Annotated in this window: 12 protein-coding genes and 3 pseudogenes; 6 read left to right on the forward strand and 9 right to left on the reverse strand. The window is 38.4% G+C overall.

What is annotated here, in order from left to right:
- Positions 1–15: 15 nt before the first annotated feature.
- The 3 genes and pseudogenes from ACFIJ0_RS00390 to ACFIJ0_RS00400 all read right to left on the reverse strand — a co-directional run bounded on the left by ACFIJ0_RS00390 (position 16) and on the right by ACFIJ0_RS00400 (position 2,302).
- Positions 16–1,250 (reverse strand): annotated as a pseudogene (locus ACFIJ0_RS00390) (MFS transporter).
- Between the two features lie 405 nt (positions 1,251–1,655).
- Entirely contained in the window at positions 1,656–2,054 is a 399-nt protein-coding gene (locus tag ACFIJ0_RS00395; protein WP_375622478.1) for a type II toxin-antitoxin system VapC family toxin, read from the reverse strand.
- A complete protein-coding gene (locus ACFIJ0_RS00400) occupies positions 2,051–2,302 on the reverse strand; it encodes an AbrB/MazE/SpoVT family DNA-binding domain-containing protein (protein WP_375622477.1) in 252 nt (83 codons plus the stop codon). The genes ACFIJ0_RS00395 and ACFIJ0_RS00400 overlap by 4 nt, the downstream gene beginning before the upstream one ends.
- A gap of 1,511 nt (positions 2,303–3,813) precedes the next feature.
- Here ACFIJ0_RS00400 and ACFIJ0_RS00405 point away from each other — a divergent pair.
- Positions 3,814–4,186: pseudogene (locus tag ACFIJ0_RS00405) on the forward strand (helix-turn-helix domain-containing protein).
- Between the two features lie 88 nt (positions 4,187–4,274).
- On the opposite strand, the gene ACFIJ0_RS00410 reads toward ACFIJ0_RS00405, so the two are convergent.
- From ACFIJ0_RS00410 to ACFIJ0_RS00420, 3 genes are all read right to left on the reverse strand, one after another.
- Positions 4,275–4,460 (reverse strand): hypothetical protein, encoded by a 186-nt coding sequence (locus tag ACFIJ0_RS00410; protein ID WP_375661357.1) that lies wholly within the window; start codon positions 4,458–4,460, stop codon positions 4,275–4,277.
- A 338-nt stretch (positions 4,461–4,798) separates the two neighbouring features.
- Positions 4,799–4,999: a hypothetical protein gene (locus ACFIJ0_RS00415; protein ID WP_375661359.1), complete on the reverse strand. Its 201-nt coding sequence runs from the start codon at positions 4,997–4,999 to the stop codon at positions 4,799–4,801.
- Between the two features lie 223 nt (positions 5,000–5,222).
- On the reverse strand, positions 5,223–5,351 hold the full coding sequence (locus ACFIJ0_RS00420) for a hypothetical protein (RefSeq protein ID WP_375643942.1): 129 nt from the start codon (positions 5,349–5,351) through the stop codon (positions 5,223–5,225).
- Positions 5,352–5,672: 321 nt separating this feature from the next.
- Between ACFIJ0_RS00420 and ACFIJ0_RS00425 the strand changes: the two genes are divergently transcribed.
- The gene (locus tag ACFIJ0_RS00425) at positions 5,673–5,867 is read left to right on the forward strand and encodes a hypothetical protein (RefSeq protein ID WP_375622472.1); all 195 of its coding nucleotides are present in this window, start codon (positions 5,673–5,675) and stop codon (positions 5,865–5,867) included.
- 892 nt (positions 5,868–6,759) lie between these two features.
- Here the strand turns inward: ACFIJ0_RS00425 and ACFIJ0_RS00430 are convergent.
- Both ACFIJ0_RS00430 and ACFIJ0_RS00435 read right to left on the reverse strand, forming a co-directional pair.
- Positions 6,760–7,332, reverse strand: a complete 573-nt coding sequence (locus ACFIJ0_RS00430; RefSeq protein ID WP_375622468.1) for a disulfide bond formation protein B — start codon at positions 7,330–7,332, stop codon at positions 6,760–6,762.
- A 10-nt stretch (positions 7,333–7,342) separates the two neighbouring features.
- Positions 7,343–7,495 (reverse strand): DUF5993 family protein, encoded by a 153-nt coding sequence (locus tag ACFIJ0_RS00435; protein WP_375622466.1) that lies wholly within the window; start codon positions 7,493–7,495, stop codon positions 7,343–7,345.
- 723 nt (positions 7,496–8,218) lie between these two features.
- Here ACFIJ0_RS00435 and purE point away from each other — a divergent pair.
- From purE to ACFIJ0_RS00455, 4 genes are all read left to right on the forward strand, one after another.
- Positions 8,219–8,716: a 5-(carboxyamino)imidazole ribonucleotide mutase gene (gene purE, locus ACFIJ0_RS00440; protein ID WP_375622464.1), complete on the forward strand. Its 498-nt coding sequence runs from the start codon at positions 8,219–8,221 to the stop codon at positions 8,714–8,716.
- A 1-nt stretch (position 8,717) separates the two neighbouring features.
- Positions 8,718–9,845, forward strand: coding sequence for a 5-(carboxyamino)imidazole ribonucleotide synthase (locus tag ACFIJ0_RS00445; protein WP_375622462.1), 1,128 nt, complete (start codon positions 8,718–8,720; stop codon positions 9,843–9,845).
- Positions 9,846–12,921: 3,076 nt separating this feature from the next.
- Entirely contained in the window at positions 12,922–13,047 is a 126-nt protein-coding gene (gene ykgO, locus ACFIJ0_RS00450; RefSeq protein WP_004863016.1) for a type B 50S ribosomal protein L36, read from the forward strand.
- A gap of 139 nt (positions 13,048–13,186) precedes the next feature.
- Positions 13,187–13,972: a tetratricopeptide repeat protein gene (locus ACFIJ0_RS00455; protein WP_375622460.1), complete on the forward strand. Its 786-nt coding sequence runs from the start codon at positions 13,187–13,189 to the stop codon at positions 13,970–13,972.
- Positions 13,973–14,498: 526 nt separating this feature from the next.
- Here ACFIJ0_RS00455 and ACFIJ0_RS00460 read toward each other — a convergent pair.
- Positions 14,499–14,619: pseudogene (locus ACFIJ0_RS00460) on the reverse strand (recombinase family protein); the annotation flags it as partial.
- Between the last annotated feature and the right edge of the window lie 482 nt (positions 14,620–15,101).

The following is a 15,101-nucleotide window of genomic DNA, read 5'->3' on the forward strand; positions in this document are numbered from 1 at the left end:
GAGATATCAAATATATCAATGGTCGTCATCTACTGTCGTATTAAGGGGTGTTAACTCTTTATTTTTCTTAATTTTTACAACGCCAATCATTCCAGTGGAAATAATGAAGGCAGACATCGCTAAAAAAGAGCTCATCAATCCCACGAGTGCAAAAAATCCAGCAATAAAGCCAGACACTGCTTCCGCAGAGTTCGCTAAAGTTGAAAAAGTTCCAAAACTTTTACCAAAATCTTCACGACGAGAATATAATTGAATAGCTGAAACTAAACTAATATCCACAAATGCACCAATAAATCCTAAAACAAAGGCTAGCCCTAAAATTAGTTTTAAATAAAGTTCTGCTGCTAAGGGCATAACAAACAGAATAACCCCATACAGAAGCCAAAATACCATAAGCTTCAACGATGTAACCTTGAATATAATTTTACTATATAACAAACCACCGACAATAGTTCCAACAGCCATGAGAGAAAAAAGTGAACTCACAAAGCGTTCCTCTCTCCCTATAGAGAGAACAAAAGCTGGAATTAAAAATCTTAAAATTGCCCCCGTAAAGAGAATAGCAAACGACGAGCCAACGAGCGTAATAAATAAATGTTTATTTTCTGTAGAAATATATTTAAGATAGGAAGTTGTTTCTCGATAAATTTTTATAAAATTGAATGGTTTATTCTCATTTGAATTTAAATTCATGAGATTAAACAACACGATAATAGATATAAAATAGGTAAAAAAATCAAAAATGAGTACTGCCGATTTATTTGCTAAAAAAAGCAGTAGAGAACAAACCAAAAGCCCCATAACGGATGCAGTTTCCTCTATAATTTGTGCAATGCTATTTGCCTTTGTCAGATCCTTTGCTGAAAACATCCTAGGAATAGCAGCTTGAAAACTTGGTTGAAAAATACTTCTTCCTATCGTTGTACATATTGCTGCGAAAATAAGCACAATAATATTTGCAGTCCCTGTTATAGTGGTTATAAAAACGAATAATGAGGCGAATAGTCTCACCAATTCACTTAAGATCATATTTTTCTTCAGAGAAAAATTATCCGCTAACCAACCTCCTATAGGTCCAAAAAAGAGAAAAGGGATAAATCGAAAAAAATATACAAGACCTGTAAAAAAGATGTTATCTGTTAATTCTAAGACCAGTAAAATAAAAACAACTTCATAAGCATAATCACCAACTTTAGAAATAAAGAGAGAAAAAAAAGAGCTAAAGGACTCTTTTCTAAAAATAAATTCATATCACCCACCCGATATTAAACTTTTCTACAGTTAAAGTTACGCGTCTTTTAATACAATTGGTGATATGAACTTCAAAGGAACGCCCAATCAGTTTTCAAAATACCCCCGCCTAATAAAGTATCCCATACCTGATATCGACCCCAAAGAGCAGTGTTTTAGGGTATGATTGGATAAATTTATCATAGAACAGTGTCTTAACAAAAAAATCTTGAGATATTGTCTAGTATCGCGGACAATCAAATAACTGCCGTTTAACAAAGAAGCCCTCAGATAACACAGAAAGCTTGAAAACAGAGGCTATTTAAATATTGAATACCAACACAATGTCAAAAAAGCGAGATCAATCATTGCTATACCCCACTCATTCCCATACCAATGACACCATCACGATCTTAACTTACGTGTTAGGACAGGAGTCTTGCTGACTGCCCATTTTGGGTTAACAGGTCTATTGCTAATTTATCAAATGAAACAAAGGTTTCACCGCCTAGCCAATGCCCCTCATAAGATATAATTCCATCAGCAAAATCTCCACCAGCCTCAAGCATAGCAAGTCCTGCTTCAACAGCAGGTCGATTCATGACAACCTTACCAGTTGCTAGCAGATCACGGACCATCAAAGCGACATCTTCTTTTGATAATTTTGCCCCGCGGCAAAGTATCCAAACAAGTTCGCAAAGACAAGGCAAAGAAATAGCTATGAGAGAAGCTTTTCTTAAGATCTTACTTGCTATTTCACCTTGCTTTTTATCATCTTGTAAAACAGCGCGGGCTAGAACATTTGTATCTACAGAAATCTTCATTTTTTCCCCGCCCAACCAGAAGCAGCAATTTCGTTCATTTCTTCAATGGTCAGTGGTTTTTTTAGTTTTCCAGCAAATCGTCCGATAAAGCTCTCAATTGTGCTTGTAGGCTGTGCTGCTTTTATACGAAGTTCACCACCTGGTAACTTGTCAAAGTTGATCCGCTCACCTGGTTTAACACCAAGGTGCTGAAGTAAATCCCGCTTCAGCGTCACTTGTCCTTTTGCTGTAACAGTTAATGAAGCCATAGAAAAATCCTCTTCGTACAGGTATCGTTATTGAATATATATAAAAATAATGAAAAATTCAATTACTTTCTTAAAATTGGCAAAGAGCTATAGGGCTAATCCTAAACGTAAGGAATTGTAAAATATATTCGTTTTCATACCGGAATATATACCTGATTATACCGGAAAAACACGCATCATTGAAAAAATGAGGCAAGCAGTGCGTTTATACATCCTTCATCTTTTGCTTAAACAGCAAAGAAACTCTAATCTGTCGTCAAAATATCCCCACCTAAAGTTTCCCATCTGATATCATCACACCCCAAAGAACAGTGTTTTAAAAAGCGCGACAAACAAGTCCTCCCTAAAATATTCAACACACACACGTGCACAAAAAACACTCAAATTGGCAATCTATATACCCAATATCAAACCTTAAAGAGTAGTTTTTTACAGCATAATACAGCAGAACAGGATAATTGTTGAGATCCAAAAATATTTTCATTTTCCAAATGTTTTTATTTGGATTGCCGATTTTCTGAAACTGCCTTATGAAGGAATACTGTAAGTTTGGTCGTATACGCGACAACCAATAGGGAAGACAAGCCCTAAACCCTAGCGTAAAAATAAACCCGCTTTGCAGGGTTCCCAGAATTCCGGGAGTTTTTGCTATGTCCAAGTGCTCTCAGCACTAAAAGCAAAAAGCTGATTAGAACTCAGTGCTTTCAACCTCCCGGAATACCAATGCGAGGGCGCTCGCAACCGAAGGGGGGGGCTTGAAGTGCCAACTAAAAATCCAAATTTTATCGATATTTCTGATTAAGCAAAAAACGCGATTTATAATCCATATTTTGCACTTTTTTAAAAAGTACTCAATCTTATAGTCTTTGAGATTATTTTAATTTTTCTTGCCAATTTCCTGAAACTACTTTATGAATTGATCTGTGTTTTTGATCGTCTACGCAACGGTCAATAAGGAGTTGGATTCCTTAAAACTTAACACATAAACAATTATGGCTATCCCGGAAATTCCGGGGGCTTTTGTTATGTCCAAGTGCTATAAGCACTAAAAACAAGAGACTGTTTAAGTTCAGTGAATCCAACCTCCCGGAATACCAATGCGAGGGCGCTCGCAACCGGAGGGGGGCTTGAAGTGCCAACTAAAAATCCAAATTTTATCGATATTTCTGATTAAGCAAAAAACGCGATTTATAATCCATATTTTGTACTTTTTTAAAAAGTACTCAATCTTATAGTCTTTGAGATTATTTTAATTTTTCTTGCCAATTTCCTGAAACTACTTTATCACTTAAAGTGTAATTTTGATCGTCTACGCAACGATCAATAGGGAAAACAAGCCCTAAACCCTAGCGTACAATTGAGCCCACTTTTGTGGGTTTCCCGGGATTCCGGGAGTTTTTGCTATGTCCAAGTGCTCTCAGCACTAAAAGCAAAAAGCTGACTAGGGTTCAGTACTTGTTACTCCCGGAATACCAATGCGAGGGCGCTCGCAACCGGAGGGGGAGCTTGAAGTGCAAACCAAAAATCCAAATTTTATCGATATTTTGATAGGCAAAAGAATCCGTCACAGACGCATTGCAATGGGGCTTTCTCAAAAAGAATAAGGAAGCTATTTAGGCGTCAGTTTCCAACAAATCCAAAAATATGAAAAAGGCTTCAATCGTGTAAGCGCAGGATGTTTACTCAAAATCGCCCAAAAAGCTACAAGTTCCCATGAGCTTTTTTTATGCAGACCTTGCTACAAAAGAAGATCTTTCAACAAAAGAAACTCTCTTACACCACAATCAATACACCTATAGCGAAAAAGAACACACCCTTTTGAAAAATTTTAGAGAACTCCAGCCGAAAAAACAAAAAGCAATCTTGTGGCTGATTTCTGATTAAGCAACAGCGCAACGATCAACATTATTCGTTAATATATCCAGCACCCCCACACACTTCAGATCACCACCCCTCAAACGACAGCACTTCATCAAGTACACATACCAAGCCCTATCTCCTCCCCACTATCCTTCACGCATCCTCCCTTCACAACACCGCCTCTTACCCCCCCTCTAATCTGTTCATTCCTATTCCGCCCCCACACTCTCTCCTCTTTCTTCAATGCAACCCGCCTCTTCATCCCAACTCCCCATCCATTCACAGTCTCTTCCCCCATTTATCTCACCACATTCCATGCCATGACAAAAGCATACACAATGCATAAATCCTNACTCTTCCCCCATTTATCTCACCACATTCCATGCCATGACAAAAGCATACACAATGCATAAAGTCCCAGCTTCCTTTTTCACGAATATACGTTTTTACGCTTTTACGTCATTACAGAATAAAGCCAAATAAAATTTCCACACCAACACCCGCGCTATTCTGAAAACAAGGCTTTACAACCCAGCTTCTTGCCTAGCCAATCTCCCCCCCACACACTTCAGATCACCCCTCCTCAAACGACAGCACTTCATCAAGTACCACATGCCAAGCCCTATCTCCTCCCCACTATCCTTCACGCATCCTCCCTTCACACCACCGCCTCTTACCCCCCCCTCTAATCTGTTCATTCCCATTCCGCCCCCACACTCTCTCCTCTTTCTTCAATGCAACCCGCCTCTTCATCCCAACTTCCCCCCCATTCATAGAGTCTCTTCCCCCATTTATCTCACCACATTCCATGCCATGACAAAAGCATACACAATGCATAAAGTCCCAGCTTCCTTTTTCACGAATATACATTTTTACGCTTTTACGTCATTACAGAATAAAGCCAAATAAAATTTCCACACCAACACCCGCGCTATTCTGAAAACAAGGCTCTACAACCCAGCTTCTTACCTAGCCAATCTCCCCCCCCACGCACTTCAGATCACCCTTCCTCAAACGAGACTGTTTCATCAGACCAGACAGATAAGTCCAGCCTAAATATTCACCACACTCTCTCCTCTTTCTTCAATGCAACCCGCCTCTTCATCCCAACTTCCCCCATCCATTCACAGTCTCTTCCCCCATTTATCTCACCACATTCCATGCCATGACAAAAGCATACACCACGCATAAAGTCCCAGCTTCCTTTTTCACAAATATACGTTTTTACGCTTTTATATCTTTACAGAAAGTAGAAAATCTGTAAAAACGCATTCCACAATAACCTTTTCAACAACTGTCCTTAAAATCTCGCCTCCCTTTTCATTTAAATCCCCCTATTTCACTTAAATCATAGATATAAATACGCCCTATTATTGTATTGACCAGCATAAACTTTTCAACAAATTCTAGTTATCCAAAGGGTTCATAAGAAGCATTTACGACTTTTAAAAGAATTTTTATTTACATCCAATGCTTTCTTGTAACTTGATTGACTATAAGAAAATTTGAAATGAGAAAACCTTTTCGTTTTTCTCATTCAACATCCGCAACGATCATTTATCCTTATAAGTCAATATTTTTTTGTAATACAAAACGCGCCAAAAGGAATATACTTGCGTTGCCTATTCACGCGCGTGTTTTAAAGACAGATCTTTCAACGCTCGTCACACCCCTTTCGCGAACGCTATCCGTGAAGGAATGGTAAAGCCCCCATGAAGTGTATAAAATCCATTCAGCCCCCTATCTTTACGCTTATGGAAGAACACGACGGCACCATCACAAAAAACCTGCCAGCTCCCCATGTTGCGGAAAGCCTTTGGTTCGAAAGACGATTCATTAAAGGCATGCCTTTCTTGTACAGTTTTTATCCACATGGCCCACCCGCTTATAATGGACAAGAAAGTAATTTTAATTGATTCAATATGAAAGAACTGGTGATGAGAAAATTTTATTATATTCAGCGTTGTGCTTCACGTTAAAAATGGTAATTTACCATCATAAATCAATATCTTAACAAAGAAGAGAGTCATCATCAAAACGCTTTACCTTTTTTAAAAAAAAGGCTTCACACTGAGAAAAAACATCTAAAAACTAGATAAAAAAAAAGGTTTGCCTTTAATAAACAAACCTCTGCAGAAAATTATTCAAATAATTTTCGAAATTTTAAATTAATCCCTCTAGAAACAGTAAAGATACTTTAGAAGCACCAAGATGCTTTAGAAGCTTCAAAATGAATACAAAAACTTATTTAGTACAACTTTAAAAAAAATCAAGAATAAAAATTTTTTATCGTTAATGCGCCTTTAAAAAGGAGGCTTCTTAGCCCACGCGGCTCAACCATCTGGAGCTGCTCTACAAACGCCTCCAACCAATCCCTTCATCTCGCTCAAAAGACAGTATAAAAGGTTCACGAGAGCAAGTCTTCGCTAAAAAAATATCAATCGCAAGTGCTCATAAAAGCCAGCGTTGGCATAAAAGATCAAATTATCAAAAATCTTACTGAAACGTCTTCCCAATAAATAAAAAAGAAGCGGTTAAATATTTCCGCCTCTTTAACAATAAAAATTATGATGAGGGATTATTAAAAAATTTCAAGACTAAGAAGGGAACCAATTTGATAACAATTCATACCTTACAGGATCATCGGCACATTGTCCACCACCACATTCCAGTATGGTAGAAACCAAATTTGCCGCAATCAAAAACACAAATAAAAAACTTGCCGTTTTACTCAAGAATGGAAAAGGAGAAAATTCTTTGAACTTGTGTGCCATTTCGCCTAAAATCATAACAAATGAAACAGCAAAGATACAAAGAACAGAAATAATGAAAGCCCAAGTATAAAAATGCAATCCAAAGAACGTTGAACCATACCCCAAATCATCGGGTGTGATATGCAAAAACACTTGCCGTGCTGCAACGGCACTCGTTACCATACAACCGATAATAACCATACCATAATGGGTATTTTTCACCTTATGGTGAATATTGAGCAAGAACCCACAACCTGCCAGAATCAATCCAACGCGCTGCAGCAAACAAAGGGGACAAGGTAACTCAAACTTTACCAATTGATAATAAAAAGCTACCACCAAGACAATGGATAACCCAATGAGTCCTAGCGTATTCATAAATATGATGAAGTGAGGATTTTTTTCAACATGTTCCATGGCTATTCTCTTAAAAAGATAAATTTAAAGTAGAAGTTGCGTGATGATTAAAAGTGAGAAGAATGACAACGAATAAAATTGCCCACAAAACATAACTTATATTTTTTTTGCCATACATAGTCGTTATTGCAGTACCTAAAGCGATTAAAAATGGAAAAAACATAGCTTTTAAATCTCCTTTACATCCAGTGTTTAACTCTTAATTTACTTCAGCGTTCACCATATTATAAAATTAGGCAAAAAAGAGACCATGGATTTATTATGCACAATTCGTCATTCCCTTTTCTTATCATTATATTTAAGTGAAAAAACGCAAAACCATATAATCGCTAAAAAACACATCTCAACAAAAGCACAAAAGCATTGATTATTCGCTTCCCTTTATATCAGCTATTATTAAAGATATATCAACGATTATAAAGAGCATATTCCCCCACTCATAAAAGAATTATTTGAACAGCAAAATAAATAGCCTTTGAAATTAAGAGATATCCATCTCTTTTTCTCATAAGCAATGTTTCAAATTGCAGCAGATTTTACAGTATATGGTGATCGTGTTTATTTTAGCAAATAAAAAATGAGACATTAAAAAAAAACTTCCCATCACAATGGCTTTCCTCCAATGTATTTTTCCTCTTATCTTAAATAAACGACAACCCCTCAGCTCAACAGCCTCATGGTCCAACACCACCCCCCTAAAAAGAAGTGCTTCATAACCTTCAATACTTTAGTTTTTCATCACTCGTGATCCCCCTTTAAATTTTTAGCTTTCCATCTTAATTGAAAAATAACTGTTTCTCTATCATCAATTGACTTTGCAAAGAGAATATAAAACTTTAAAAAATAATGATAAAGAATCGCATTGAACCTGTGAAAAGGATGGTGAATGATGAAAAAATCATGTGATGTCGCGATTTTAATGGGGAGCCAATCGGATTGGCAAACGATGTGCCATAGTGCAGATATCTTGACGAATCTTGGTATTTCTCATAGTTCGCATATTGTCTCAGCACACCGAACCCCTGAACGCCTTTATCAATTTGCAAAAGAAGCAAAAGAAGCAGGGTTTAAAGTTTTAATTGCCGGTGCAGGGGGTGCAGCGCACCTTCCTGGTATGCTAGCAGCCCTTACTCCTCTTCCTGTTTTTGGCGTTCCAGTACATTCTCATTCTCTTTCTGGTCAAGATTCTTTGCTTTCAATTGTGCAAATGCCAGCAGGGATACCCGTTGGCACATTAGCAATTGGCAAAGCAGGCGCAATTAATGCAGCACTTTTAGCCGCAGCCGTTATGGCCATTTATGATCATGATCTCGCTCAACGTTTACAAGATTGGCGTCAACAACAAACAGCCAATGTCGCCCAAACGCCTGTAACGGAGATTTAAAATGACACCGTTCCCCCCTCACTCATCCAACATCCCCTCACCTAATATGTTACCTCCAGGCAGCGTCATTGGTTTAATCGGCGGCGGACAGTTAGCACGGATGCTCGCCATAGCGGCTGCAGAATTAGGATTTCGAACAGTTATTTTTTGCCCTGAAGCCGATTGCCCAGCCGCTCAAACAGCAAACAGCCATATTGTTTCCTCCTATGATGATACATCAGCTTTAGATCATTTTATTTCTCAGTGTGATGTTGTCAGCTATGAATTTGAAAATCTTTCGCTTCAAACGGTTCAATATGTAGAGAAGAGTAAGCCTGTTTATCCTTCTTCCAAAGCATTAGGGATCACGCAAGATCGACTTTTTGAGAAGCAATTTTTACGTGATCAAGGGATTGGCACCGCCTCATGGTATACTGTTGACAATTCTTCTTCTCTTCTTTCTGCGCTCGATGCCTTAGGCGGACGTGGTCTTTTAAAGACGCGTCGTTTTGGTTATGACGGAAAAAACCAGATCAAGCTTGATCGCCCCAATGAACAAACCCTTGACGAAGCCTTAAAGACTTTTCAGGAGCAGCCTTGTATTTTGGAAGAAATAGTTCCTTTTTTATCGGAAATTTCGGTTCTCTCGGCTCGCACAAAACAAGGGGAACATATTTTTTATGATTGCCCTGAAAACCAACACAAAAACGGGATTCTTCATAAATCCTTTGTTCCATCACATATTCCACTTGACGTGCAAAAAGCAGCCCAAGAAATCAGCCTAACAGTAATGGATGCCCTCGATTATGTTGGTGTTCTTTGTATTGAGTTTTTTGTCTTAACGAATGGTCATCTTTTAGTGAATGAATTAGCACCGCGTGTCCATAATTCTGGTCATTGGACACAAAAAGCATGCATAACTTCACAATTTGAACAGCATATCCGTGCTATTTGCGGACTTCCCTTAGGCAGTCCCTATCGCCATAGCGATTGCCAAATGACAAATCTTCTTGGTAACAATTTGAGCACGTTAAAATATTTTCTCACGCAAGAGCGCACCTCGATCCATTTATATGGCAAAAGCACTGTTCACTCTCACCGCAAAATGGGGCATGTCATCCAATTAATAGGACCAGCTAGCAAATCTTAACGCCCAACATATAAAAACGCTTTTTCACCCAAGTGGAAGACAGAAAAAACAACCTCTCCCCTCAACACCGATATCCAGCGGCTCAAAGCGCGCCCCTAACCTTTTAACGCGCCCCTGACAGGGCTTCACACCCTCCTACAAAAGTCCCCCCCCTGCCTCTTTTTAAAACATCACCTCTTCCCCCCTCCAAACCGCTTCACATCTAATCTCCCTCAAAAACAAATCTTCACCCCCCCCACCGATTGACCATCCATGCGGCTCAATAAGCGCTCCCCACTCCCTTTTCAACCCTCTTTCCCCACCCAAAGCTCTGTCCTCCTCCTTTTCTTAAAAACATCCCTCCACAGCTAAAAACAATCCACCACCCCACCAACTTCACCTCACCTCCACCCACCTTCTACAGCATCATTATTCTCCCATGAGAAGAGGCAGTCCCTTCATTTTCCTTTAAATCCCAATCTTTAGAAATAGACCGATCTATTGCGCCCATAGATACAATCCACGATGCGCTTTTATTGCCTCTAGCCTCTTTTCATTATGTTTATTATCTTTATTTTCACAAAAGCATCGTTTTGTTTTCTCATAAAATCGCTGCAAAGAGGTGAAGCGTATTACTCTACCCACACAGCTTTGGAGAACTCGTCCCAATATCGGCCAAAAGATAGCCCCTCCAGCATAGCAACTTTCCTCTCTCCCTTTTTTCCTTAACGGGTCGAGGACTTTCTCCTTTTATTCATCCGCTCAACATCTTTCTCGAAAAAGTTTTCTCGACGTCCCCCAACGGCTTAAATTTTTTCTTTACAGATCAATTTTTATTCTCTCACGCGTCCCCTCTTTTCAGCGCATCAATTTTCTCACCTTGTTCTTTAAGCTTGTTAAAACAATGAATTATAAGGTGCATCACCACCGTATAATGCTCGTTGATTTTATGGCATATCTTTAATTGCATCTCGCACAATTCTTTGTGAACTCCGTTATGGTAAACGCACTTTGTTTACGCATATTCTTACCACCCATAAAGACTGTCTGTAACTCTCTATCCTGCTTAGCAGTGACATTCGTCAAGACCAACAAACCAGCGCTTCATGAAGTTCCCACAATTTTTCTCACTCCAAGCTTCTTCCAAGAGCACCTAACAGCACCCTTAATTGACGAAGTATAAGTGTTTATTCTACTATCCTGATAAAGCTAAATTATACTTTTTAATACTATCATTGCCTTTAAAACGCTCATTGAGCGAAAAAATACTTCATTTCTAACAATAATGAAATAATTTCGCTTGTATCTTAATATGTGATTAACGTTCAGCTCAAACTGAGATCTTTTTATAGCAAAAATACCATACACAAGGGAGAATAATGAATAGTATATCTTCACACAAACTCAATAATAAAAATAAAGAAGCAATTTTAAATGAGGCACAGTCTATCCCTCCCCAAAAAACGTAGAGGGGATCCATTTAGACGCATGTTGTTCCTCTTTCTTTTAACCTTTCGTAAACCCATTGTTTTATCAACAAAAATCATGTCGATAAGCTTTTTATGAATGGCAGGATTTTTGTGTATAGGATCCCTCGTAGGAGGAAGAGAGGTAATGCCCCTATCGATCGGGATACCAATGATCATTATTTCAGCTCTTTTTGGCATTGGCAGCATGTATGCAAATTGCTATTATGACACACTTTTATTACGTCTATCCCCAGAAAATGTGAACCTTTCACTCTTTCAATAACATCATCATAGACCACCCTTCAGAAGGTCAAATTTTTTCTACAGCATGGATATTAAAAGGAATTTAAACTATCCACATTCAAGAGCCAAAGTGTATTCTCAGTATACTGGCTCCCTCACCAGATAATTTGAATTCCCCATCCGCTCAACAATGTCCAGCAATCCATCCCACACAGAAATAATTGGATTGCAAAGAATCATAGGCTCTTGCCCTAAAATAGAAATTTATGCATCATCTTTCATTCTAACAGCACAAATTTAATCCCTCATTAAAAGTTCCAAGCGCTTCGCTCCTGATCTCCAGGGAAAAGATATGATTACAGCACTAAGCTTATCCATTCCCCAACATCCTCTCACCCCTCACGTAAAATAAAAAGCCTCAAATAGGAGGCACTTGTGTGACCAATTTACGCACTTATTTTAACACACGCTTATTTTAAAAAAAAACACTTGGCCAATACACATTGCCACCACTTCACAAAAAGCCCCCCATCATATTGCATAAAAGCTCTCGGTAATAGCTTAAACATTCATAGTGCACCACCTCCTTCAAGCTTCTGAAGCGTAAACGCCCATCCTCATCACACCGCTTTGCCAATCCCCAATGTTGCAACACTCTCTAGCACTTGAAAGCATTTATAAAAGACCGTTTTATTCCTTATCTTCAAATGTTTTCACTCATACACCAATCCCGCTTGTGATAGACAAGCAGCAAATGCTATGATTAAAGATATACAGATTTACAATGAGAAAATCATAACACTATGCGAGACTCTGAAGTGTACTATGTTTACTATGAACAATAGAAATTGATCCTTATCAATTCATCTCATTTGTCTTCATCATGCGTTTTATTTTCTAGGTTTTAAGAATAAGCCTTAAGAATACTCTCACACACTAACAAAAAACACCTCGACGATGATATTTTACGAAGAAACAGGATTATTTTCACACAAATGAGAAGCTTTTACTTGTTTCCACTTTTTATCCTTCTTTTTACTTTTTGCGAGAATATTTTTACCTTCAAGGCAACCATTAACACACCATATGAAATGTATAATACACCCTTGACAAGAAGAGGACTTCTTGTTAGATCTTTTCTACTTTTTTTGCAATTTTCACTTATTCGTTGTGCTAATGAAGTGTGTTAATGCGTACCTTAAGGGTACGTTTTTCTTTTTGTGATCACAGTGAAAAAGTGTATCGTGTGATGTTATGATGCAAGTACGATATCGCAATACAATGTTCATAGAGTGAGCCGTATATTGGGGTTGTAATATTGTATTTTCGTGTTTTAATGTTGTATTATAGTATTGTGTTACGTAAACTGTTTAACGGTGAATATGATGAAAATTAAAAATTCTCTTAAAGCACTAAAGGAGCGCCACCGTAACAATCGTTTGGTGCGTCGTAAGGGCCGTGTTTATATTCTTAATAAAACGAACCCACGTTTTAGAGCGCGTCAGGGCTAATTCTTTTAGGTTAATGTTTTTATGCCTACTTTTTGTAGGCTTAAAAATTTTTTTAAGATTTTTTTTGGTTATAAGTCCGTTGGTTACGAGTCCATTGTTTGATAATATTGGGTGATTTATCTTTTGGGGGCTTGTTTTTATGGATTCTTCTGTTTTTTTTAAAGCTTTTCGATTTTTTCAGCTGCGTTTTTTCTGTATTTTCCAGCGCATTTTTTTTCTTTCTTTTGTTGGCATTTTTTGTTTTGTTCCTTCTGGCTATGGGCAAAATCCTCCTTCACTTCCTGAAGATCGTCCTTCTCCACAATCGCTTTTACCGTTAGATGATCTTATTCCCAATTCTCCTTCCTCTACCTCAACGCTCTCCGATTCTGATTCATCTGCGGTTATTCTTGAAGATTTTGACACAGAGCAGCTTTCCCATGTTGACAGAGTTAAGCAACGCAAAGAAGCAGAAATTTTACGTTTACTGAAAGAGTTGAAATATTGTGCTGATGTTTCTCAAGCGAAAAAGATCAGCCAACAACTTCAACATTTATGGTCCCAATCGGGGAGTGAGACGATTGATCTTTTAATGTCATGGGCTGAAAATGCGATCAGTAGCGACGATTATGGACTTGCGCTTGATTATCTTGATAATGCTCTTGCACTTTTACCTACTCACGCTGAAGCTTGGGTAAGACGTGCTTGGATTCACATTCAACTAAACGATTTCAAGCTTGCCATGCTTGATCTCAACCATGCTCTTGAACTTGAACCGCGCAACTATATAGCTTTTTTTGAACTTGGCGTTACCATGGAAGCAACAGAGCGTCCAAAACTTGCTCTTAAAGCTTATAAAACAGCATTAGAGTATTACCCACAAATGCAGAGGATTCAAAAGCGCGTGCAAGCTCTGTTAGACGAACAAACACCGCAAGCTCTTTGAAACCATCCAAGAACGAGACGCTCTACGCATCCTTTTAAACTTGGATAAGACGCAAGCCTGCTTTACATTCCACTCAATAAACTAAAAGCCCCTTGCTTATAACCACGCCATCACCCCCCCTATCCAAACAATTATAGAGTCTGTTTTTGAACTTGGCGTTACCATAAAAGCAACAGAGCGTCCAAAACTTGGCTCTTAAAGCTTATAAAACAGCATTAGAGTACACCCCACAAATGCAGAGGATTCAAAAGCGCGTGCAAGCTCTGTTAGACGAACAAACACCGCAAGCTCTTTGAAACCATCCAAGAACGAGACGCTCTACGCATCCTTTTAAACTTGGATAAGACGCAAGCCTGCTTTACATTCCACTCAATAAACTAAAAGCCCCTTGCTTATAACCACGCCATCACCCCCCCTATCCAAACAATTATAGAGTCTGTTTTTGAACTTGGCGTTACCATAAAAGCAACAGAACATCCAATAAACGTTTTAAGTCCCTTTTACGATAATGCATCCCTGCCCCTCAATCAAAGATGAGTTCATAAAGTCCAACCTTGGCTTGCGCAATAAAGCTCGAGAACCTGTTTTTGTCGCTCTAAATCGTCTTTTTGATCATGACTCGATACACGAGCATAGGCAATAATTTTCCTTTGTGACAGTTCTCTCGCATGAAAAAGCTTAGGTCTAAGCCTAGATCGGTCATAGCGGCGGTGAACTCCTGCCGTATGTTCAGAAATAATTTTGCCTTATAAGTTCTCAAACAGCGTAAAGTGCTCATCGAAACACCCAAAGCTTAAGCTGCCTTACCTATCCCAATAAATCTATCCATAATATGTGTTATTACACACACATAAATAGATTACAAAAAAACTGTTATAGCCCCCCTACAGAATTTCTTCTTATAGCAAGCAAACGCTTCACGCCTGAGTCCTCTTCACACCACCTCTTTTTTCACGCTTTCATCATGGATAAAAAATTGTAAACACGATCCTCAAAAAATATTTTTTGAAAAAAGCTTAAAACATCGCTTAGCACCTCTGATCAACTGTCATCGTCTGTTTTTTATTTTTATTAGCTTCAACCATAGCAGCACATACCGTATCGGCTCTCCTCCACCTCTCAAAATTGA

Source organism: Bartonella sp. OC68QHHN, from assembly GCF_042193875.1.
GTDB lineage: Bacteria > Pseudomonadota > Alphaproteobacteria > Rhizobiales > Rhizobiaceae > Bartonella > Bartonella grahamii_A.